Genomic DNA, 22,543 nt, shown 5'->3' with positions numbered 1-22,543 from the left:
CCGGTGGGTATCGACTTATACAGGGATGGCCCCGATTCTTGCGCATCACACCACACGCCGGAGCATCGCATCCGTCGCCACCGGGCGGGTCTCGATGGCGTGTGCGGGAGAGCGGCGCCGCTACGCCGCGCGAAGGCTGGGCGTTGCGGGTGCCTTAGAGTCCATGGCGCGGCTTTGCGGGCGCCGTGGAAGGCCTCTGCGCGATGCTTTCGCTTCGGCGCCGCGTCTCAGACGACAGGTTCGGCCGAAGCGGCCCACCCGGGATGCGTCTGGATCGATGGCCGCGGGCAAGACTACGTTCGGGATGCTCTGAGATGTTTCATTCCGCCCTCAGCGCACTGACCTTTTCCTCCGGGGAATTTCTGACGATCACCGAGAGCCGGGGGTTGAGCGGGGCCTGGAGCTGGGTGCTCGCGGGTGGCGAACAGATCTGGTCGCCGGGGTTCTTCCGCCTCCTGGGTCTCGTTCCGAATGCCGCGAAGGCGAATTACGACCTGCTCCTGAGCCTGGTCCATCCGGAAGATCGGCACCTGTTGCCATCGCTCGGCGAAGTCCGGCAGGGCCACGTGCCCCGTGAGACGATCGTTCGGGTGATTCGCCCGAACGGCACGATGCGCGTGCTCTCGCTGGTGATGGAGGCGCGCTTCTCCGGGGATGGCCGGCCCGTGGCCGTGAACGGCACGGCGCTCGATGTCACCGACCGGGAGCAGCTGGCGCAGATGCGTCAGCTGGAGCGGCGGCGGCGGGGCGCTCTGTATCTCACGGAGCATATCACGTGCTTCTCGATCGGGCTCGATAACCGCTTCGAAATCCCCTTCGAGGTGGCGCAGGTGCATGGGCTTCCCTATGAGGAGATCTGCACCAACCCGTATCTCATGATCGTTCCCGAGGAACGGGGCGCCTTCCAGGAGGCGGCCCAGGCGCAGTTCGAGACGCAGCAATTCTTTCAGGGCACGGCCCACGAGCGCCTCGCCAACGGCGAGCTGTGGCATTTCAGGATCGTCTCGATGCCCGTCCGGGATCCGGATGGCACCTATCTCGGACGCTGCGGCCTGAAATGCCCGGTCCGGAGCCCCATGCCGATCTCGGCGGCGCTCAACGAAGGTCTCGACCAAGCTGTGAGCGGCCATCATCTGCGCGCGGCCCGGGCCCTGCTGGACTGGTCGATGATGGACTTGGCCCAGGCGAGCGGCCTGTCGCATTCCACCGTGCGGCGCCTGGAAGAGGGTAGCGAGCATCGCGGGAGCCGCTCCTTACTTCAGGCCGTCGCGTCCCTGCGCCGGGCCGGCATCCGCTTCATCCTGATGGACGACGGCACGCTGGCAGTGGCCAAGGGCTGAGCGAAGCCGGCTCCGGGCGGCCCCGAGTTCGCCGGCTGGGCGACTTCGGGAGCGCCGAACTCGGCCGCGAAGACTGCTGCGATCGACAAGCTGGGCGTGCCTTGGTTCACGCCGCAGCATGTGGAACCGTCACGGCGCGCGTCCCGCGCGGATCGGCCCGGTTGGCCCAAACCGGGAGCCGGTCCGCGGCGGGACGCGCGCGCGCACTCAGCCGACCTTGTGGCCGAGCTGGATCGCCTTGGCGATCTGCGAGCGCCGCTCGGCGTAGCTCGGGGCGACCATCGGGTAGTCGGCCGGCAGGCCGAACTTGGCGCGGTACCGCTCGGGCGTGAGGCCGTGGGCGGTGAGGTGCCGCTTGAGCGTCTTGTAGGGCCGCCCGTCGATGAAGCTGATCAGGCCGTCCTGGCCGATCGAGGCCTCGATCTGCGCGGCCGTCGGGCCGGTCCAGGCCGAGGTCGAGCCGGCGGTGCTGCCCTGAAGCACCGAGATGGCCGTGTGGACCTGATCGATCAGAGCCGGCAGCACTTCAACACCGACGGCGTTGCGCGATACATAAGCGGCGACCAGTGACGCCGTGCATTTGATCAGGTCGTAGTTCGGTTCCTGAGTATTGGTGTCGATTTCGATCGTGTTCATATTCCCCTCGCTTCAGGTTGCCGCGACGTATCAAGTTCTATCGCAGAAGATACCGATAATTTTACCGGATCGTCCCGGTCTAAATGCCGCCGGACTGCTGATACCCCGCCAAAATTGGCGACTAACAATACAAAATTGCGACGAATTGTCTAGGGTTTACCTTGAATAGTCTTTGAGCGTTTTTTGTTCCACCATCTCAACACGAGGTTGCCCATCCTTCGGCTCATGGCAATTATTGCTCATTCGCGAAGGTCGACGCCGTGCGAAGGCGCGTTGTTTCCCATTTGCCGCAGTCCCGGCCGCTGTGCGTGCGCATCGTTCGCCGACGATCAAGTCTGTTGGACAATGGAATGGACTGTTGTGAGCCGAGAAACATCACGGCATGGATTTTTCAATCACTGCTGTAAATATTTATGTGCTATCGATCATGATATCTGAGATGGTTTGTCAAAAAATATAAAAATTCTAGTTTGCTCAATATCCATCTTGGCGATACGTGACGATTTGATCGAGTATGGATCAGATAGAGCCATAAAAATCGGATCGTGCAATGAAGATACTGATCTTTGCTGCGATCATAGAAGCTGAATGTTAAATAACTCGTATTCTGCGGATTTTCTCAAGAAATCGATCATCGAATCGGGAGGCGTATCCGTGCCCGGTTGATCCGGATTCTACAGCGGCTTGTTCGCGGGGTACGGAGGCCTGGATAGCGCGACGCGGTTCGATTGCATCGGGCCGAACGGGAAACGCGGCGCGAATAGCTGCCCGATCATCGAGACCCGGAAGGGAAGCGATGGCGCGTTCATCGCGGGTGGCGAGATCGGCTACAACAGGTTGTTCGGGGCGCACCTGCTCGTTGGCGGCGCGGCGGATTATCAATTCACCCGCCTCTGGGATTACGGGTCCCGCGAAGGGACTTTCCCGGCCGTCGGCGGGGGGGGGGGGCTACCGGTTCAGCACCGCGCATGCCGGGCAGCGGCTGGATAATCTCACGACCCTGCGCGGGAAGGCGGGTCTCGCCGCCGGCCAGACGCTGGTCTACGCCACCGGAGGCCTCGCGGTCGGCAACGTTCGCGTCGACACGACGCAAACTCTTCGCGGTCTCTTTGGTCCCAGGTTCGGCGCCCGTCGCGGTGATATCCGCCTCGGCTACGTGGTCGGTGGTGGCGTCGAATATGCCTTCAGCCAGCATCTCTCGGCCAAGATCGAGGGATTGTACTACGATCTCGGCAGCCGCGCGGTCTTCGACGACACGACCCGTTATCGCATCGGCACGCGCGCTACCACGGACGGGTTCCTGACCCGGGTCGGCCTCAATTACCGGTTCGGCGATGGAGTGCAGGTTCCGCGGTTCGCCGTTGCCTCTGCGGGGGCTGGAATCTGGGGGTTCGAGGGCGGCCTGCGCTACTTCTACAGTTCCGGTGGCCCGCGCTACACGCTGGGCGACCCGTACACGCGCGGCCAAGTCAATTCCCGGTTGACCTACCAGAACACGGAGGCCCATGCCGGCGAGAGCTTCGCCCGGATTGATCACAACCCGACGGGCTTGTTCGCGAAGGGCTTTCTCGGATCGGGCGGCACCACCTCCGGCCACCTCTACGACGAGGATTTCCCACCTCTCGAAATCCCCTATTCGAAGACCCTCTCGCCGATCAAAGACGGCGACATCAGCTACGGTGCCATCGATCTCGGCTACACGGCGCTCCGCCGGGACGGCTTCAGCCTAGGCGGGTTCGTCGGCTACCAGTACGACGCCGAACTGGCCAACGGCTATGGCTGCACCCAGGTGGCTGGAGGGGACATCTGTGCAGGCCGCGGTGCCGTGCCGGACACTATCAAGGTCCTGACCGAGAACCTGCGCTGGAATGCGCTGCGCATCGGCCTCATCGGTGCGGCGCGGTTCGATCGGTTCAAGGTCAGCCTGGAAGGCGCCTATCTGCCCGTGGTCGCCGCGACCGGCGTCGACCGCCACTGGCTCCGGCCCATCATCAACCCGCTTCCACAGCGGGGCAACGGGGATGGCTATTTCGCCGAGGGCATCCTCTCGTACGACCTGACGCCGGCTGTCAGCGTCGGTGTTGGCGGCCGCTACTGGCGGATGCAGACGGGTTCGGGCCGCACAAAATTCCCGTTTAATCCGGTCAGCCCGACCAAGTTCGAGACCGATCGCTACGGCGCCTTCGCGCAGATCTCCTACAAGCTGTCGGATCTGGGACTCGGCGGATCGGATGTTCCGTCGGTTCTCGTGCGCAAGAACTGATCTGCGCCGAGTCGTAGGCTTGGGAGCGGCAGCCGGTTCGGGTGAAACCGACGCCGCTCCCAAGGTCCCATCCCATCGGGTGGCTCGGCGGAGCCGAATGTGCTTGGTGGATACCACGCTGGGAGGCGCGCCGGCGGCGATTCCATTAACAGAGTCCTCAGGCGACTCGTGGAAGGTGCGGGCCGCACCTGTGCTTCCGAAGACGACCGGTCATGTCCCATCTCCCCTCCCTGCCGCTCCGGCATGACGGCCCCGATCCGCAGCGTCCGATCCGGGAGGGTTACGCCCGGATGGCGCCGCTCTGGCAGGTGCTGGTCGGGGGCGAGGCGGTCCGCCGCCACGCGACCCTGATCCTGGCCGCCGGCGTGGCCCTGGCCCTGCTGGGCGTGGCCGTGATGATCGATGCCTTCGCGGGGGCGGTCCACATCCCGGAACGCTGGTTCGGCCTGCTCCTACTCCTGGACGGACTCGGCTCGCTCGCTGCCGGCCTGATCGCCGCGGGGGCGGCCCGGCGGCTGCGGATCTTCAAGGGCCTGTTCCTGTCCGGGGCCGCCATCCTGATCATGATGGCCTCGGCCTCGAGCTTCTTCCTGCTGGCGATGCTGTTCGGCACCGCCTTCCTGGTCGACGGCGCGATCCGGATCGTCCTCGCCTACCTGCTGAAGTTTCCCGAATGGCGGACCTCGGTGGCGCTCGGCGCGCTGGGCGTCGCCTTCGGGGTGTTCCACCTCCAGCCTTGGCCGACCTGGTATGTCGGCACTGTGGGCTACTGCATCGGGATGTTCCTGATCATCAACGGCGGGCGGCTGGCCCTGGCGGGCCTGCGCACGCGTCAGACGGTGTCCGAGCCCATGCCGGAGGGGACGCCGGACCCGGGCTCGGACAGCCTGACGGTCTATGTCTGGACCCCGACCGGCCAGGCGACCACGCCTGCCACGCAGCGGCTGGTCCGGCGCTACGTTGCCTCCGTCGATGTGGCGGGGCGGTATTCCACCGGCCACGCCGCCCTGGAACTGGGGGGCGACCTCTATATCAGCCACTACCCCGCGGTGGAGATCGATCGCTCCCCCGCCAACCTCCGGTCGAGCCTGCGCGCCGGGCCCGAGAACGACGTCCCAGGCCGGTTCCTGCCGTCCCATCGGGAGGAGGTCGCGGATTGGTGCGAGGCCACGGTGGCGGTCACGCTGAACGGGGTCGACGGCGCTCGGCTGCGGGCGTTCTGGGAGTCCTATTGCGGCGATACCACCTACAATTTCATCAGCCGCAACTGCTCGACCACGGTCGCCCGCGCCCTGGACGTGGCGGTGGAGGGCGCGTTCAGCCGCGATGGGCATCCGTGGCGGAACCTCGCCAACGCGCTGACCAGCCCGGAATTCTGGGCCGCCGCCCTGCTGCGGAACGGCGCCCGGTCCATGACCTGGACCCCCGGGCTGGTGCTCGATTATACGCGGGCGCTCAGCGCCCTGGTCGATCCGGCCTCGCCGGTGACGTCGATCGCCTGGGCCAATGTCGGCCGGCGGTTCATCCGCAACGGACGGGCCGGGTCACTGACCCGGCTGTACCAGCTCGTCCGGCGCCGGCCCGTCTCGGGCGCGGGCCCAACCGAGGCCTGAACGGCCTCCCTGCCCTCCCGGCCGTCGTCTGCGGCGGCCGCATGGCGTTTCCGGATGAGGGCGAAGGCTACCCCCAAGCGCGCCTCCCTCCCCCCTCTGCGGGGGAGGGTGGCCCCTGCGTCCGCAGGGGTCGGGAGAGGGGAACCCGGGTTCAGGAGAGGCGCGACCGGCATGACGGGCAGAGCCCTGTTCTGCACCGTCGCTCCCCTCTCCCGACCCCCTTCGGGGGCCACCCTCCCCCGCAGAGGGGGGAGGGAGAGCGCTTGCTTGCCTCGGACAGAGTTCTCTTGCAGCCGAGAACCATCCGGACCGCATTCTGTAAATCCGGTCGCCCGCACCAGAGAGGGGACCCGCGCCGCATCCGGAGATGTTTGAGTCTGTCAGGCGCGCCCGGGTCAGCGGGCCGTGCGGTGGGCGGCGCGGTCGCTGGCGATGGCCTGCATGACCGACAGGGTGTCGACCTCGTCCTGCTCGGCGCCGTGGTCGCTGAGCTTCACGATCACGGTGCCGGTCTCGCGGTTGACGTAGACATACTGGCCGTAGACGCCGATCGCCGAGATGTCGCTCTCGTCGCCCCCGGGGGCGTGCCACCATTGCGCCGAATACTGCCAGCCATCGACATCCCGGCGGGCCGGCGTCTCGATCCGGTCGATCCAGCGGGCCGGGATGATGCGGTTCTGCCCGGCACGGCCCTGATCGGCGACCAGCAGGCCTAAGCGGGCGAAGTCGCGGGGCGTGGCGTTGATGCAGCAGAACGCCTTCTCGATTCCCCCGGCCCGGTCGAGGTTCCAGGTCGCGTCCGCCTGGGCGCCCATCGGCTTCCAGATCCGCTCCGAGAGCAGGTCCGCCAGCGGCTTGCCCTCGACCCGCGCCAGGATCAGGCCGAGCAGCTCGGTGTCGATGCTGCGGTAGCGGCCCTGGCTGCCGGGCTTGAACGCCAGATGGGCGTTGTCGCGCACGAAGGCGGTGATGTCCCGGGTCAGGTACATCCCGGCGGTGCCGGTGAGCGGATGCTGGGGGTCGTAATTCTCCGGCACGGCGATCCCGCTCGTCATGTCGAGTAGGTCCCGCACGGTGATCTGGCTAAACACCGCGCCGTTGCGCAGCTCGGGCAGCAGGGCCGAGACCCGGTCGGTCTCCGCGAGCTTGCCGCGCGCCACCGCGGCGCCGACCAGCAGCGACACGATCGACTTCGCCACCGACCAGGAGGGGAACAGGGTCGCCGGGCCGGTCCCGGGGCGCTGCCATTCGTGGATCAGGATTCCGTCCTGCACCACCAGGAAGGCGTTGGTGTGCGTCTCAGCCAGCATCGTGGCGAGCGGGACCGTCTTCCCCTTCCAGGGGACGCGCTCCAGGATCGGGCTCGGCCGGAAGGCCAGGTCGCGGGCCTGTTCGGGCGCCTGCACCACGCGGCTCGGGAACCACGGTCCGATCGCGGAGGGCTCGATGACAGCCAAGGCCGCCAGGGTGACCGGGTTGGGGACGTTGATCAGCGCCGTGGCGGTCCAGGCGCAGGCCGCCGCCACGACACCGCCGGCCGCCGCGATCACGCCCCAGCGCGCGCCCCGCCGGCGTCCCGGACGGGGGCGGGCCGACGGCTCCGGGATCGCAGGCGACGAAGTCATGGTGGATCGGTATCGCTCTGGATCGTGACTGTCGTGGTGCCGTCGACCGGGGCCTCGGCACGCGCGGCGACCATGATGAGGAGGCGTTAACGAAGGGCCAACCCGGCCGGACGTTGAATTCAAGCTTCAGCCGCGCGAGCCCGGCCCGGGGGATTCGAAAATATTCATGGATTCGGCGGAAAAGGGCCGTCGAAGTCTGGTGGCATCTTACGGGAGGCGGCGCCTGCGTACAAACGGCAGCCCACCGTCCTTGCCTCACCGTCTATGCTGACCCGAAGATCCGGGTTTCACTTGAAGCTGTCTCCGTTCCTGCACACAAGGTCTTCCGCGCGATGAACCCTTTCCTGATCCTCGGGCTCGCGATCGGCGCGGAGGTCACCGCCACCCTGGCGCTGAAAGCCGCCGACGGGCTGACCCGGCCGGGGCCGACCTTGATCGTGGCCATCGGCTACGGCACCGCCCTGTGGCTGATGTCGAGCAGCATGGACATGCTGCCGATCGGGGTGGTCTACGCGATCTGGTCCGGGGTCGGCATGATCGGCGCGGCGCTGGGCGGCGCGTGGCTGTACGGCGAGCCGATCAGCCCGACCATGCTGGTGGGGATCGCGATCATCGCGGTGGGCGTCGCCATCCTGGCGTCCGGACAGGGCCAGCACTGAGCCGGCCCCGGCTCTGGCATGCTCAGAAGCGGCCCGCGATGGTGAGGCGCACGGCCGTGGGCTCCACCGGGTGGAACACGCGGTCGATCAGGCCCTCGGCCGGTTCCCCGGGCAGGCGCGAGACGTAGGCGTAGGTGATCTGGTCGGATCGGCTGTTGGTCAGGTTCAGCACGTCGAGGGAGACGCTCACCCCGTTCTCGAAGGCGTAGCCGACCCGGCAGTTGAACAGGGCGGTCGGGCGCGAGCGGATCGTGTTGTCCTCGATCAGGGGGCGCGGCCCGAAATACCGGAACCGCAGGGAGCCGAACCAGCCGAGCGGCTCGCCGAAGGTGACGCCCGCCGACGCGATGGTGGTGGGCGCCTCCGGCACCCGGTTTCCCACCGGATCGAAGTCCGAGAACCGGGCATTGGTGATCGTCAGGTCGCCTTCCAGCGAGAGAAACGGGGTCACCGCGTAGCGGTTGGTCCACTCGACGCCGAAGCGTCGGGTCGGGCGGCTCGGCTCCGTGGTGCCGGTATCGCCCTGGAACAGGTTTTCGGACGCGAAGTCGAGCCGGAACAGGGCGAGGCTCGTCTCCAGCCCGGCGATCGAGCGGTTGCGCAGCCCGACCTCGTAGCCGGTCGAGGGCACAAGGAACGGCGCGCGGGCGATGTTGAACAGGGGGCTCGCCGGATCGATTGTGGCAGTCACCCCGCGCACGTCGTTCGAGTGGAAGCCGCCGCCGTAATTCACGTAGAGCTCGGTATCGAACCAGGGCCCGAGGGTCAGGCCGAGCTTCGGGTTGACGATCCCGTCGCGCGCCCGGCCGGAATTGGCCGGCGTGTCCGAGACGACGCGGGCGGCGTAGCCGTCGGCGCGGAAGCCGAGGCTGGTGCGCAGCCAGTCGGTCCAGCGCACCCGGTTGTCGAAATAGAAGGCGCCGCTGGTCTCCAGCACCCGGTCGTCGAGCACGCCCGAGCGGTATTGCCGGTTCGTGGTGTTGAACAGCCCGACCCGGATGCTGTCGGTCCGGGTCTGCACGCCGATCTCGTTCTCCATCGGGCGCCCGAACAGGTCGCCCTGGAAGATGTGCAGGGCCTCGCCGCCGCCGATGATGCGCTGGTCGAGCTGGTGGAACTGGTCGCCATTGACCGGGTCGTTGAGGACATACGTGAAGTCGTTGAACAGGTTGAGCTGCGAGCGGATCACGTAGGCCGAGGCCCGGGTCACCCCCGTGTCGTCGGTGCTGCTGAAGCGGCCGGACAGCGAGAAGCGGCTCGTATCGCCGCCATCCGTGGGGTTGAGCGTGCCGTAGCGGCCGATCAGCCCCTGCGCGACCGCCCGCTCGGGGATCTGGTTGGTGGCGGTCCAGCGGCTCGCATAGGCCATGCCGGTGACCGAGAAGCCGTCCAGCGCCGTGCCCTGGCTGTAGCGGGCGACGGTGCTGATCTTGCGCAGGGCGTCCGGGACCACCCAGGGCCCGTCATAGACCTGCGCGTCGGCCGCAACCAAAAGGTTGCCGTCGCCGAGCGGGGTCGAGGCGATGCTGAGGGCGCGCTTGTAGCCGAAGCTGCCGATGGAGGTGAGCGCGAGGTTCTTGGCGACGGTGTCGAGATAGTCGATCCGCACCGAGCCGGCGGAGGCGAAGTCGCCGTCGCGCACGAAGTACGGCCCCTTGTGGAACTCCACCGCGCCGACGAGTTCCGGGATCAGGAAGTTGATGTCGGCGTAGCCCTGGCCGTGGGCGTGGGTGCGCATGTTGAGCGGCATCCCGTCCAGGAACAGGGCGATGTCGGTGCCGTGATCGAGGTTGAAGCCGCGCAGGAAGAACTGGTTGGCCTTCCCCTCCCCGCTGTGCTGCGTGACGATCAGGCCCGGAACCTCTTCCAGCACCTCGCCGGGGCGCGTCACCGGCCGGCTGTTGAGCTGGGCGCCCGTGATGAATCCGGCGCTGGCGGAATCCACGGTCAAGAGCGGGCCACCGATGCCGGTCACACCGCCGACATAGCCTGCACTGGCTGCGGCCCTACCCCGCGGAGGCGCGGACGGCTCGGCGGTGACCGAGATCTCGTCCAGCGTCGCCTCGGCGGCCGGGCTCGGCCGGGATCCATCCTGGGCAGAGGCCGCGGCAGGCAGGCCCGCGAGGCCGAGGACCGTCAGCGCGGACAGGTTCAAGAGCGTGGAGCGTGGGACAGGTCGGGACACGGGACCTCGGGCGACGGCAGTGGCACGTCACCGCGAATGAAGCCGCGCCGACCGCGCTCGCGCACGGGCGTCCCGACACCCGCCAGGACACCCCGCCCAGCGCGTTTCGCGTGTGACCACGGCTGACGGCAGGTCTCCTGGCTCACGGGTCGTCGCCCTCCCGTCGTCTTCCCGGGCGAGGGAGCCCAGTGACGTGGTGACGAGAAGGCTCACCGCTTACAGTTGCGGGGGCAGCCGCGGCTTCGGGGGCAAACCCCCTCACCGCGTTCCCTTTTGATCCCCGGAGGGAACCGTCGCGGCCACCATCGAGCCAAGGCGCGGGGCCCGTCAACGCCCCGGCACCGGTTGGCGGCCAGTGTGTCTCCCGGATGACACCGGGCCCCCTCACCGCGCCGGTCGATTGTCCGCAGGCCGGTGCCGGAGCTCCCACGGCACCCAATCCAGTCATGACGCTAACGATCGGCCGAAAAACGAGTTTTCGGCCTGACCGACCAGCCGGCGGCGGGCTTCGCTCGCGGGCCGAGGGAGCGCACGCCGGGTCCATGGGGCCGTCTGCCCGCTCCCGCGATCCGGCGCCCTCGGCGAGACATGGGCAAACGCTCGCCACATCCTCGCCGCGAACGTGCACTCAAGCTTGGCGCGTACAACGACGGCGGGAGGCGATACTGCGATGGCGCGGTCGTCTCGCACCGAAACGCGGCTGCAGGAGGACGGAGCGCTGATGCATGCAGGGTAGCGAGAGGACTAAGATCGTATCCGGGCTGGTCGTCCTGGCGCTCGCCGGCGGCCTCGGAGCGTGCAACACCACGCCCTCACCCCTGGTCACAGGATCGATCCCCGACCGCAAGCCGGCCCTGGTCGTCAGCGATGAGGAGCGCGACTGTCTCGGCCGGGCCATGTATTTCGAATCGAACCGCAGCGACCAGGGCGGCCTGCTCGCCGTCGGCACCGTGGTCATGAACCGGCTGGAAGCCGCGATCTTCCCGGGCGGCATCTGCGCGGTGGTCGGCCAGCCCGGCCAGTTCGCCCCCGGCGTGCTCACCAAGCCGATGCAGGAGCGCGACCTGCAGAAGGTCGCCGACGCGGCCGATGCGGTGCTGGCGGGCGAGCGGCACCCAAAGGTCGGGAAGGCGATGTATTTCCACACGGCGGGCCATCACTTCCCGTACAAGAACATGCATTACGTGGCCGTGGCCGGCGGCAATGCCTTCTATGAGAAGCGCGATTCCCGCGCGGCCCGAAAGGAAATGCCGAATTCCCCCGCGCTACCCACGACGGTCTCGACCTACGCGGCGATCCCGGCTCTGCCGGCGGCGCAATAGGGCCGGTCACGGCACAGGATCCGCGTAGCCCTGCCCGGTCGCGGTCCGGCATGCCCTTGTCGCGTAAAGGGCCCGGCACGGTCGCCGGGCCAGTCGGCCGGCCTCGGATCGCGCGTCCGAGGCCGCGGGGATCCCGATTTCCTCCGCGGGTATCGAACCGAAGCCAGATCTTAAAGTTGTATGCTCGCATTCAACTCGGCTCTTGCGCGACGATGTCTGAGGATGAGGGTTTCGGCCGCATGGTGGAGGCAGCCATCGCGGCGCATGAACTTCTGCTCGTGCATGGCACGTCGACCATGCAGCTCCTGTCGCGCTTGCTGCTGATCGAGGTCGGCGCGGAGATCGCCCTGCGCCGCGATGCGGAGACCGCCGCGAACGACAACCCCGACGATCCGGACGGTTAGGGCGCTTGCCGCCGACATGGATATCGGTTCGGCGTCAGCGAGCGCGTCCCATCAAGGACGGCTCTCGCGCTGATCCGGCGAAGGCCGATTCCTCGGTCCAGGCCTCTCCGATGCTGTCGAATGATCCGGCTTGACCGGTACTGGCAGATGAAGTGACATCGCCACCGGCGGCAAAACTGTTGATCGGTTCCGCCGCCCGCGGGTGCGACATTTACATCGACGGACAAAGCCTTAGCTTGTCGGTAGAAACTACCCACGAATCACGGAATTCCTGCCGATGATCGCCCACCGGGTAGCGCTCGCCGGCGCGGTTCTCATGCTGAGCCTCGTGCCGGCGGCCTCTCAGTTGCGCCGCCCGATGACCTGTACGGAGGACGTGTCGGTGCGGCTTGATCCGGTCCCCGCCCCCGTCCCTGTCCCCGAAGGCGCGAAGTCGCCATCGCAGCCGCAACGGGCGCGGACCTTCTCGCTGGTCGCCAGCGGCGGCTTGCTGACCGTCATCTCCGCCGGACGGTCCGATTATTACGAATGCCAGGTGGCCTCGCCGCGTCTGAACGAGCGGACGCCGCGCAATGCGATCAAATGCCAGAACGGCGTGTATTTTCTTCTGATCGATCTCAACAAGCTGAACTTCGTCGAGGCGCAGCTCAATCCGGAAGACCGCAGCGAGATCAAGATGAGCTACGGGAGCTGCCGGACTTTGTGACGGACTTCAATCCATCCGGATGAGGATGTAGGCCGAGACCGCGATGACGGCGACGGTGACGGCGAACAGCAGCAGCGTCTTCGCGAAAGGGTTGTCCGGCGGGTCTGGCGCGTCGTTCATGATGCTCCCCCAGCCCCGGAAGGATGGTGGCGTCTGCCGTCCGGCTCAACGTATGAGCGGCCAATCAGCGGCATCTGCCTAGCGTGTTCAGTAATCTGCGCTGTTGGCGCTGAAGAATCCGTTTCCCGCCCCTGTCCTGCATAAGGCCGTGCAGCCGGCGCCGGCGAAGGCGTGGCCGCTTTTAACGCGATTCGGCGCGGCCGAGGCCCCCCTCGACGGACGGGGGATCACCGGCAGAACTGCGTCGCCGCCGGGGTCCACTGGCCGAATCCCGTCGCGACCATGTTGGCGACGACCCGGCAGATATACTGCTTCTGCGCGGCATTGTTGTTCGGTCCGGCATGGTAGCGGGCCACCGCCATGGTCCAGCTGCCCTCCCGCTTCTTGAGTTCCTGAAGGAATTGCGTCGCGTACTGGACGTTCGCGTGCGGGTCGATCATGGCCTCGACCGAGTTGAACTTGCCGCCGTGGTAATGGTGGTTGATCTGCATGCAGCCGAGATCGATCAGGCGCACGCCCTTGCTGCGCGCCTCCGCGAAACGGGCGAGCACGTCCCGCGGCCCCGTCCCGAAATAGGCCGTCCCGGCGATGTTCATGGCATAGGGCTGCAGCGAGCCGCGCTTGCCGGTCTCCGTCAGGCCGACGGCATAAAGCACGCCCAGCGGCACGCCGTAGCGCGCGGAGGCGCGCCCCATCTCGTCCTCGCAGACATTCGCTGTGGCCGGGACGGCGCTAGAGATAAATGCCGCCGTCACGAGGACGTACCGCTTCATCCGTCCGTTCTCCTTCGCGTCGGGTGGTGGTGGCTTGGCGCTGCGCGTCCTGCCTCTGTCTGGCGCCCTCGTTGCCCGGTCGCGCGCCGCCGTCGGCGAACGACGACGCGGCCTGCTGCTGGGAAGCCTGTTGCTGGGAGCCGCCCGAGCCGCCGGCATCGGCCGACCGCGCCTGCCCGACGCTGACCTCGGCCCGATAGCTGCTGTTGCTCAGGAGGTCGGTGAGGATCGCCGTGTCCTTGTGCAGGAGCGCGGCGGTCTCCGGCTGCGAGGCGCGCAGATGCGTTTCGAGCAGGCCGTTCGAGAGCCGCATCTCCACGGTGACGACCCCCAGCTCCTCCGGCCGAAGCTGGATCTTGAGCGTGCGCAGCGGCCCCGCCGGGACGGCGCCGGCTCCCGGATCGGCTGGGAGCGAGCCCTGCGCCGCCGCCGCGGTCGCGCGTTGGAGCTCCTCCCGGATGGCCGTGGCGATCAACGGCAGGGATCCGGCGGGCAGGCTCGTGGCGGTCCCATTCCCGTCCCGAGGCGCTGCCGACGCCGCGGAAGAGTCCTCCGCGCGCTCGCCGACGGCGGCCAGGACGGCCCGTTCGACGCCCGACACCGCGCGGCCCTGGGCGGGGGCGATCACCGCCGGCTGCTCGCCCTCCCCATCGGACGCTGCAGCCACGGCGCGCCGCGGATCCGGCTCGGACCGGATCTGGGGGGCGAGCTTCAGCGCCGCTGCCGCCGCGTTCAGGGTCGGTATTTCGGGCTTGGCGATCTGCGGCGTGGCTGTGGCGATCTCGGCGCCGACTTCGGTGGTGGCCGGCTTGGTCTGGCCCGCCGGCGCGGCATCGGGCGCCGGCGGGCCACCGGGTACGACGGGCTTGAAATGAACAGCGCGACCGAGCACCTCGATCTTCGCCGCGGCGGTCTGGAGCACCTTTGTGATGTCCGTGCGGGCGGCGATATCCGCGCGCGGGGGCTCTTCCGTGCGCGTTGCGCTGTCGGGCTGCGCAACATCCTCAGCGCGCGTTGCGGTGCCTACCCGCGTGAGATTGTCTTTGCGGGCTTCGCTGTCTGCGGGGGCTATATCCTTCGCATCCGCTGCACGATCGGTGGGTGCTGCATCGCGGGCTGATGCTGGATGCGCCTTCGCGTCGCCGGGGGGGATCCTGATAGGCGTCGAGGCAGATCCCGAAGACGTGCCGGCCGATGCTCCGGTGGACCCGAGCATGGAGGCCGACAGGCTTTCGGCCGCGGAAGCAACGGGCGCCTCGTTCGACCGAGCCTGGACGGGCGCCGGAACCTTGGAATCGGCGGCCGCGAGGGCCGGCAAGGCAAGGCTCAGGAGGTTCGCCAGAATCGCCGCGGCAGAGCTTGCCGGCGCAGCGGGTGCCGGTGCGACCACAACCTCCGCCGCCACCGGTGGAGCGTCGCTGTCTGCGTCGTCGGGCTTGCCCTTCACGGCATCAGTGTCAGCCGGGGACGACGCACGCCCACCCGAGATTTCGCGCAGCACCGACCCGAAAGCGCTCTCGCACCCCGGCCCCTGCTGCGGAGTGTCGCCGTTGGCGTTGGACGGCCCGACCTCGCGATCCGGCTTCGGCGTGGGATTCTGAACTGCTGCGGAGATCGGGTTCATGGGTTGGATTTCCGAAGGAGTTGATCGACCTGGCCGATCATGGCTTCGGCCTTGGGAATCAGGCTGCCGGGCTCGTCGGCGGCTACCGTCTGAGCCTGCGTGCGCTTCGACGCCTCGGCATCCGGCTGCGCGGGCGTGCGGGCCAGCCCGCGTCCGATCTGCTCGGCCATCGACAAAGCCGCGTCGAGGAGTTGGACGTCGTGCGCGGGTAGCTTGGCCCTGTCGACGGCCTGCAGCTTCCGCAGGGCCGTCTGGAATGTCGCCAAGGTCACGATCTCGGCGGCCGCGCGGTAGAGCTGGGCCTGGGTCGCCTCCGGGCTTTCCGGGGCGCAGAGCACCAGCGCCTTATCGGACGCCATGAGGGCCGCGTTGGTCTTGCCCGCCTGGACCGCCGTCCGGGCGATCAGCAGGTAGAGGTCCCGCCGACTCTCGGGGGCGAGTTCGTTCATGATCCGGGTGAAGGACGCGAAACGGGTCTCATCCCGACCGAAATCAAGCTGTGTCAGCTGGTATGCGAAGCGCTGCCGGAAATTGCCCGCGTAGATCGAGTGCTGAAACCGGCGCAGGTACTGGATCGCCAGGACCTCGAATTTCTTTAGGTCGCCGCCCTGCCCGAGGGCGAAGATCTCGCGCCGGAGCGCGCCTTCCTCGACGAGGGTTCCTGGCATCAGCAACCGGACCCGATCGAGGAGGGCGATCGCGCGGACCGGGTTCTCGGTCACCGTGAGGGCGGCCTGCGTGAGGGCGATCGCCCCGGCGAGCGTCGTCGGCAGGGCCGCCGTGTCGACATTTCTGAGCAGGCGGCCTGCCTCGGCCTCCTGGCCGTCGATATAGGCCAGCGCGCCGCGTGCAAGATCCGTCTCGGGCGTTTCGGGGCTGTCCTGCTTGGTCAGGCGCCGCAGGATCGCCGGGCCGCCGCCGCTGAGGGCGAAGACGATGGCCGCCTGCACGTTGTGCCGATCGGTCCAGACCTCCGGCGCCGCATTCAGGAGATCGCCCTCGATCCGGGCTATCAGGATGGGTTGGCTCTTATGCGCCGCCAGGGATCCTGCGGCGATCCGATCCTGCAGCAATTGTAGCGTGCGCACCCACTCGACAGGACCGCTCTTCCGGTCCTTCAGGTCGGCGGTCGGGGCCGTCGTCGGCAAAGCTTCGGATGCCGGGGGCGCCGCCGCCTGCGGAGCCGCCTCCGCAGCCGTCTGCGGCTCCGGGTTTGCAGCGACCGGGTATGGACAGAGGGCGAGAAGTACGCCGAGAGCGATCTGCGTGAGCCGCCTCATCCGGGAGCGCCCTGCAGGAGAATCTCGATCCGGCGGTTCTCGGGGGCCTTCGGATCCGCGGTGTTCCGCGGCATCCGGTCGGCGGCGCCCTCGATCCGCGCGATCCGGGCCTCGTCGATGCCGGCCCGCGTCAGCATGTAGGAGGCCATACTAGGCAATCGCGCTGCTATGCGTCTCCCTCACGCTAGTTGATGGAAAAGCCATTGTAAAACAATGGTTTGTCGGTCGTTCAAACGCCATCGAAGCCTATCGGAAGCCTTTGATTCATGCGTTCGGGCACAATGACGGGCACAATGAGGATGACGATGGCGACGATCAGGAAAAGGAATGGAAAATTCCAGGTGCAAATACGCATCAAAGGATCGCAGTCTGTAACGCGAACATTTAAGACAAAGACCGAAGCAACTATATGGTCTAAGACTACCGAGGTCGAAAAATACAACAATCCAGTATCGCACAATAAAGATTGCACAAATCAGGAAACTGTAGGTTCATTGCTGGAGCGGTACTATATAGAGGTGCTTTCTAAGAGACCTTGGTATAGTAGAGAATGTTCAATACTTAGACGATTTCAGCGGTCCGATATATACAACATCCGTATCGAAGATTTGTGTGAGGGTGATATCGCTCGTTACAGAGATCAGAGATTGAAATCCGTGAAACCTGCGACGGTTGTAAGAGAACTCTCTATTGGGTCTCATTGTATGACTACCGCCCAAGGCGAATGGGGTATTCGTCTGCCAACAAACGCTTTTAAGAGTGCGCGGAAACCAAAAGTTAGAAACAGTAGAGAGCGACGCATTTCACAGGAAGAATGGAACCGGATTGTCGAAAGTGATCGCCAGAGAGGCAGGAGGTCTATGCTACATATTATTGAGCTAGCAATCGAAACAGCAATGAGAAAGGGGGAGCTTCTTAATGCTAAATGGACAGATGTTGATTTCAGTCAATCAACACTCCACATACCGAAAACAAAGAATGAATACCCAAGGACGATCCCACTTACTCCAAAGGCAATAAATATTATTAAATCAATAGTAAGGACTGACAACAACAATAATATCATCACTGTAAATTACTTCACTCTAAATTCTTGGTGGGTAGAGTTGCTAAAGGCCGCCGGGATTCGGAACCTTCGATGGCATGATCTACGACATGAAGGCATTTCTCGACATTTCGAATATGGCCTCAGCGTTCCCGAGGTTGCAATGATCTCGGGCCACAGGGACTACCAAATGCTAAGAAGGTATACCCATATCAAGCCCGCAAATGTTGCCGCCAAACTCGCTATGCTCTTTAATAAGGATTCGTAAAACAGCCATGCGACAAGAAATGATTAAACATTTCTTGTCGCTGATGCCGGATTTCCTTTGAATTTAAGACCAAGCTGCAACGTCAGCAGCGACTGAGACGAGTTATGTAAACCCATTAGTCCTTGCAATACTTTCCCCCAGTCGGAGGCATTCAGGTTCCGGTGGAGAGGATCGAACTCCCGATATACGGTTGAACTACCGCTGTTTCACCGTCGATTACAGAGGAGCGAATTTTCAGAACGACAACCGAGGGACCGTATTGTGCGAGAGCTTTATGTGATCGTCAACTGAACCTAAGCACATCGCCTAGATAGTGAGTGTGACCGTTATGCGACATTTATCAATAATGTTGGTTTGATCGGCGTAGGTGTCTTGACGGCCAAACTGCGTGAAGCGGCGAATCGCGACAGGAACTGGTTACTCAAAGGTAAATGGCGCTTGACCGCGGCCTACGTTTAAGGCATACGTTTGAAACCCAAGGGATGGGGTAACAGCGTTCGCCCTGCAGTGTATGCGGGCGTTATCTTCACCTTACATCAAGATTGTCTGGGCGCCGCCTCATCGTAGGTGGGCGACGATGCATGCATTAATAGGGCTGATACATTGACGAATTGAAAGAAGCAATATCACCAATACTTTAGCAACTGACGCATCATATCTTTAGTATACATTCAAAAACGTGATCAACTCTTAAATTCAGTCATTACCGCTGTCATTTGGTTGTTGCGGTCAACTTGCATTTACGCCTGTCTCGGCGTGACGGTTGTGCCGCACTATAATATTAAATTCACCGTTCAAGCTATAGCGCGAACAGATTTCATTCGGCATCCTACTCGATTTGAATTTCAATCGAAGAAATGGGCTGCCTTTTATAAGAGTCTAGCATTTTGAGCACACTTAATTACGCCAGTACTATAGCTGGCGGAGGAAAAACGTTTTCTATAATCAGAGCCGCGATTCACCGGTCGAAAACCGGAAGAAATACAGCCATCTGCGTTCCGACGCTAGTGCTGGCGGAAGAAGTTCGTCGATTATTAGAAGAACAGGACGACAACTGTAAGCTTAATGTGTTCCACAGGGACGATGGCGGCGAAGGTGCTGTGACCAATCGGGTCAGGGCTTATCTCGACACGTGCAAGCCTAACGGCCAGATCCTAATAATCACGCATCAGTGTTTCGACTATCTTCCATACTTCGCGCGGAAAGCTAGTTGGCGAGTCTTCTTTGACGAAAACATATCGGTATTTGAAACCAACACGGTGAACCTTCCAGAGAACCACGGGATTATCACCGATCATATGGCGATAATAAGTACCGGCTCGACATATGGGCGTGTTACTGTAACTGATACAGGCCGATTGCGAACAGTAGTTGAAAACAAGAATAATGATGCAGCTTGGGCTTTGGTCCGCGATTTCGGGTCGGTCCTTCTTGACGAGAACTACGATAGTTACGTCAAGATAAAGCAATTCACCGATCTTGTTGAGGGGAGGAAACAGGAGGGTCAACTCACAATATACTCATTGCGGAAACCTGATAAATTTCTTGGATTTGAGCAGGTAACATTTGCATCTGCGAATTTCGAGGACACGCTAGCCTTTAATTATTGGAAAAGACTAGGAGTGAACTGGATTGAAGATAGCGAAATTTCATCATCGGTGATCCGACGTGAGCACCACCATAGCCCCAATCTTCAGATCTATTACGGTTACGATGGCAGGAATTCCAAGGCGCTTCGCAACCGACTAGAGAAGAGTGGGAACAATGAGTTATGGGAAAAGGCTCGCGAATTGATGCGTGGTGAGCCCTACCTATGGCTTGAAAACAAGGATCGCGAGGAAACAAGCATCCTGAGACAAGAAGGCCCTATGCTACCTCCGGGATGTGCTGGACTGAATACCTATAGTCACATCAGGCACGCAATCATCTTACCTGCTTATAATTATGATCCGGGTCAATCTGACTTTCTGAGCAAGGTTGCGTGGTTCGAAAAAGAGATGCAGGAACGGGCTATGAACCTGAATCTGTATCAAGCCTTTATGAGAACTGCAATACGGAAAGGGGATGTTGGTGAAGAAGCTCGATGGGTGGTAGCCTGTAAGCGAGATGCGGACCTGTTGTCAGAACGCTTTCCAGGATCAGTCATCAAGCCGCTGGGTCTCACTCCGTTACCAGAACGGAAGGTGGGACGACCAAAAGTCTATAACGGTAATCAAAACCGAAGGCATAAGTACGAGGAACGGAAGAAAGAGCAGTTAGCGCGGAGCGCCGACTTCGTCGGTGATTTGGGACCTGAATTTCTTCGGGATGTCGTGTTCCATGACACATCGGACAAAAGTACTTTAAGGTCTATAGGTAATTTTGTCCGTAACTATCGCGGTTCTTATTTCCATAATTACTTTGATAAAGAGCCGCAGAATGTAACTATGAACGAAAGAAGGTTTGTCAGTTGGTTGAAGCAGTTATCAACTAATTCGTACAAGTCAAAAGACGACATCCCATGTATTTCCGGTGCCTTATTCGATCCAAGGAGATCATCAGAGAATACGCGGCACACAAAGAATGTAGCTTTGTGCAGGGGAATATGGATCGACATTGAGCTTGGGGACATGACGGTCAAACAATTCGAACGTGCTTTCCCTCATATCCAATTTGTTGCCTTCAATACGTTTCGACACACAAAGCAAGAGCCGCGTTATAGGATCTATATTCCTACAGATAGGCCGATGTATTTCGAAGAAAGTGTTGCAATTTATCATGAGGTAAGGTATAGTCTTAAAAATCAGGGTTGGATCAACGGCAAGCGGAACGCAAAGCCAAGCGCAAGCTTCAATCGTTCCTTTGATGGTATCGACTGCCGGCCTAATCCATCGCTGCTGTCAATCCTTCCATGTCAAACGCAAAGTGGCAAGGAATCGTTCTTCCACGATCTGACGAAGGGGAAAGAGCCATTGAACGTAGATGCGTGGCTAGATCAGCGTTCATGGTTTCAAGGCGATGATGACTTCTACGATCTTCCTCCGTTCAACTACAATAATCAAGATGCTGCGCTTACCCAGGAGCAGGAATTAATCATAGTAGAAGCAACAAACCGATGGGAAACTTTTGGCCGTTCCAAAGGCAACGGTGACGCGGGTATCTTCACCCTCTATATCGCCCTTAGACAAGCAAAAATTCCTTATCACGAAATCCAATGGCGCCTTTTGAACGCCGCTACTCAATCAACTTCACCCAACGATAGGAGAAAGCAAGTACAAGATCTTTTGAAAAAAGTGAAGCATTAATTTCATCAAAGCGAACAGGGGTCCGAAATTTCTAAGACAGCAAAGCTGCCGGATCCACCTACCAAAGAAAATTTTCGAATCAAAAAGGCATTATGACTATGATAGACACCAATTACGATTTTATCCGCACCGATTTCCTTCTAGCGCGCAACGGAACAAGTAGCGATTATAGCTATGTTCTGCGTAAGATGCTGCTGAGGGGTATTGAGGAGGCCTCATTTCGGTCACGGATCTCTGCGGGTGATAAGTCGGACAATTACAAGCACATCATGTGCTTTATCGAAGATGCTCTAAACGAATTTGACTGGAGTATGGATACCTACGGAAAGATCTATGAGGATCATAAGACTACCATCGTGGAGGCGTTGCAGCATTGCCGGTGCCTTTCAGCTATTGACCAGGCCGAAGCAAGTGCTGATTATAATAACTTGACCGTATACATCGCCGACGATCGCCGTGAGGACGATTGTAAGATGACTTTGGCAGCTTGATAGGCTAAGGGGCATCGCGGCAAAGGTGCCCCGCATCCAATTCATATTGCTGTTATAGAGAACGGTTTGCGCTCTAAATTCGCGGGCAATTTTGTGATGTGGCGAAAGGGCAACTAGCCATTACAGGTGGACGTTGACGGCTCAGAGCAGTTCCAGCCCTATCCTCCACCATGCCCCGAATATGCCATGACCCTTGGGCAGCGGAAGTGCGATCCGAACGAGGGGTGATGATGTTTCGATCCACGCTGTTCCTTAGCGCCGGTCTTGCGGTGGCATCGGTCGTTCTGACTTCGCTATGGATCGGATATGGCCCTCGACCGCAGGTGGCACAGGAAAAGCGGGTATCACCGGTCGTTCCCCTATCCAAGCAGGAACGAACCGGACTTGATGCGAAGGGGCAACCCATCCGCACCATCACACCGGGAGCGCCTACCAATTCGGGTATGATGGAGAAGACGCCTACAGGCTCAGCACCATCCGCCACCGCTTTAATTGATCAGCCGCCTACTCCAAAGCCCTATGTCGAACCTGATGGTCCCGTAGGCCAAAGGGAGAGCACGTCTGATCGGCCCCCACGGGGTGGTCCAAGGTTAAAGTTAGTGCACGGTTGGCCGCTCCACCACGGGTAGCTTGGCCGGCGGAGCTGGTCGGGCGAGCGCAGCCGGCCAAGCGGTGAAGGCTGGCATGAACACTTCCGGTGCCGGCGGCCGGTATCCCAGTGAGGCGTGCGGGCGTACGGTGTTGTAGTGCCGCCTCCAGCTTTCGATCACGATCTGCGCCTCCCTGAGTGTGTAGAAGATTTCGCCGTTTAGAAGTTCGTCACGAATCCGTGCGTTGAAGCTTTCGACGTAGCCATTCTCCCATGGTGAGCCTGGAGCGATGTAAGCCGTCTTGGCTCCGACGCC

At 62.6% G+C, this 22,543-nt stretch carries 18 protein-coding genes and 1 riboswitch; of the genes, 10 read left to right on the top strand and 8 right to left on the bottom strand.

Annotated features, from left to right (window positions below; translation table 11 throughout):
• Window positions 1-314 precede the first annotated feature (314 nt).
• Window positions 315-1,340, top strand: a complete 1,026-nt coding sequence (locus BM228_RS25940; protein ID WP_092045100.1) for a helix-turn-helix domain-containing protein — start codon at window positions 315-317, stop codon at window positions 1,338-1,340.
• A gap of 207 nt (window positions 1,341-1,547) precedes the next feature.
• Here the strand turns inward: BM228_RS25940 and BM228_RS25935 are convergent, their stop codons facing one another.
• Window positions 1,548-1,976 (bottom strand): Ros/MucR family transcriptional regulator, encoded by a 429-nt coding sequence (locus BM228_RS25935; RefSeq protein ID WP_092045098.1) that lies wholly within the window; start codon window positions 1,974-1,976, stop codon window positions 1,548-1,550.
• 859 nt (window positions 1,977-2,835) lie between these two features.
• Here BM228_RS25935 and BM228_RS25930 point away from each other — a divergent pair.
• Window positions 2,836-4,239, top strand: coding sequence for an omptin family outer membrane protease (locus BM228_RS25930; protein WP_244537313.1), 1,404 nt, complete (start codon window positions 2,836-2,838; stop codon window positions 4,237-4,239).
• A gap of 212 nt (window positions 4,240-4,451) precedes the next feature.
• On the top strand, window positions 4,452-5,852 hold the full coding sequence (locus tag BM228_RS25925) for an HdeD family acid-resistance protein (RefSeq protein WP_092045097.1): 1,401 nt from the start codon (window positions 4,452-4,454) through the stop codon (window positions 5,850-5,852).
• Between the two features lie 395 nt (window positions 5,853-6,247).
• Here the strand turns inward: BM228_RS25925 and BM228_RS25920 are convergent, their stop codons facing one another.
• Window positions 6,248-7,477 carry a serine hydrolase domain-containing protein gene (locus tag BM228_RS25920; protein ID WP_092045095.1) on the bottom strand — a complete coding sequence of 410 codons (1,230 nt, stop codon included), beginning with the start codon at window positions 7,475-7,477 and terminating at the stop codon, window positions 6,248-6,250.
• A 332-nt stretch (window positions 7,478-7,809) separates the two neighbouring features.
• Between BM228_RS25920 and BM228_RS25915 the strand changes: the two genes are divergently transcribed.
• Window positions 7,810-8,136: a DMT family transporter gene (locus BM228_RS25915; RefSeq protein ID WP_092045094.1), complete on the top strand. Its 327-nt coding sequence runs from the start codon at window positions 7,810-7,812 to the stop codon at window positions 8,134-8,136.
• A 22-nt stretch (window positions 8,137-8,158) separates the two neighbouring features.
• Here the strand turns inward: BM228_RS25915 and BM228_RS25910 are convergent, their stop codons facing one another.
• Window positions 8,159-10,321 (bottom strand): TonB-dependent receptor, encoded by a 2,163-nt coding sequence (locus BM228_RS25910; protein WP_425284998.1) that lies wholly within the window; start codon window positions 10,319-10,321, stop codon window positions 8,159-8,161.
• 110 nt (window positions 10,322-10,431) lie between these two features.
• A riboswitch (cobalamin riboswitch) is annotated at window positions 10,432-10,631 on the bottom strand.
• 415 nt (window positions 10,632-11,046) lie between these two features.
• Here BM228_RS25910 and BM228_RS25905 point away from each other — a divergent pair.
• The 3 genes from BM228_RS25905 (at window position 11,047) to BM228_RS25895 (ending at window position 12,753) form a co-directional block, all read left to right on the top strand.
• On the top strand, window positions 11,047-11,643 hold the full coding sequence (locus tag BM228_RS25905; RefSeq protein WP_092045092.1) for a cell wall hydrolase: 597 nt from the start codon (window positions 11,047-11,049) through the stop codon (window positions 11,641-11,643).
• A gap of 212 nt (window positions 11,644-11,855) precedes the next feature.
• Window positions 11,856-12,047, top strand: a complete 192-nt coding sequence (locus BM228_RS25900; RefSeq protein WP_092045091.1) for a hypothetical protein — start codon at window positions 11,856-11,858, stop codon at window positions 12,045-12,047.
• A gap of 277 nt (window positions 12,048-12,324) precedes the next feature.
• A complete protein-coding gene (locus BM228_RS25895) occupies window positions 12,325-12,753 on the top strand; it encodes a hypothetical protein (RefSeq protein WP_092045089.1) in 429 nt (142 codons plus the stop codon).
• A gap of 347 nt (window positions 12,754-13,100) precedes the next feature.
• Here BM228_RS25895 and BM228_RS25890 read toward each other — a convergent pair whose 3' ends face one another.
• The 4 genes from BM228_RS25890 to BM228_RS34845 are packed head-to-tail and all read right to left on the bottom strand — an operon-like array spanning window position 13,101 to window position 16,699.
• Entirely contained in the window at window positions 13,101-13,646 is a 546-nt protein-coding gene (locus tag BM228_RS25890; protein WP_092045087.1) for a transglycosylase SLT domain-containing protein, read from the bottom strand.
• The gene (locus tag BM228_RS25885; RefSeq protein WP_092045086.1) at window positions 13,606-15,270 is read right to left on the bottom strand and encodes a flagellar hook-length control protein FliK; all 1,665 of its coding nucleotides are present in this window, start codon (window positions 15,268-15,270) and stop codon (window positions 13,606-13,608) included. The genes BM228_RS25890 and BM228_RS25885 overlap by 41 nt, the downstream gene beginning before the upstream one ends.
• On the bottom strand, window positions 15,267-16,550 hold the full coding sequence (locus BM228_RS25880) for a chemotaxis protein (protein ID WP_092045084.1): 1,284 nt from the start codon (window positions 16,548-16,550) through the stop codon (window positions 15,267-15,269). The genes BM228_RS25885 and BM228_RS25880 overlap by 4 nt, the downstream gene beginning before the upstream one ends.
• On the bottom strand, window positions 16,547-16,699 hold the full coding sequence (locus tag BM228_RS34845; RefSeq protein ID WP_167367828.1) for a hypothetical protein: 153 nt from the start codon (window positions 16,697-16,699) through the stop codon (window positions 16,547-16,549). The genes BM228_RS25880 and BM228_RS34845 overlap by 4 nt, the downstream gene beginning before the upstream one ends.
• Before the next feature lie 156 nt (window positions 16,700-16,855).
• Between BM228_RS34845 and BM228_RS25875 the strand changes: the two genes are divergently transcribed.
• The 3 genes from BM228_RS25875 to BM228_RS25870 all read left to right on the top strand — a co-directional run bounded on the left by BM228_RS25875 (window position 16,856) and on the right by BM228_RS25870 (window position 21,638).
• Complete coding sequence (locus tag BM228_RS25875; protein ID WP_167367827.1) at window positions 16,856-17,863, top strand: site-specific integrase; 1,008 nt, start codon at window positions 16,856-16,858, stop codon at window positions 17,861-17,863.
• Window positions 17,864-18,750: 887 nt separating this feature from the next.
• A complete protein-coding gene (locus BM228_RS34085; protein WP_139234207.1) occupies window positions 18,751-21,147 on the top strand; it encodes a DEAD/DEAH box helicase family protein in 2,397 nt (798 codons plus the stop codon).
• Between the two features lie 98 nt (window positions 21,148-21,245).
• Window positions 21,246-21,638, top strand: a complete 393-nt coding sequence (locus BM228_RS25870) for a hypothetical protein (RefSeq protein WP_139234206.1) — start codon at window positions 21,246-21,248, stop codon at window positions 21,636-21,638.
• Window positions 21,639-22,234: 596 nt separating this feature from the next.
• Here the strand turns inward: BM228_RS25870 and BM228_RS25865 are convergent.
• Window positions 22,235-22,543: integrase core domain-containing protein (locus BM228_RS25865; protein ID WP_139234123.1), on the bottom strand; the 309-nt coding region annotated here is incomplete at its 5' end.

The sequence above is a fragment of the Methylobacterium pseudosasicola genome (assembly GCF_900114535.1).
Classification (GTDB): Bacteria; Pseudomonadota; Alphaproteobacteria; order Rhizobiales; family Beijerinckiaceae; genus Methylobacterium; species Methylobacterium pseudosasicola.
Note: the sequence above shows the minus strand (reverse complement) of the source record. Positions and strands in the feature narration are given on the sequence as shown.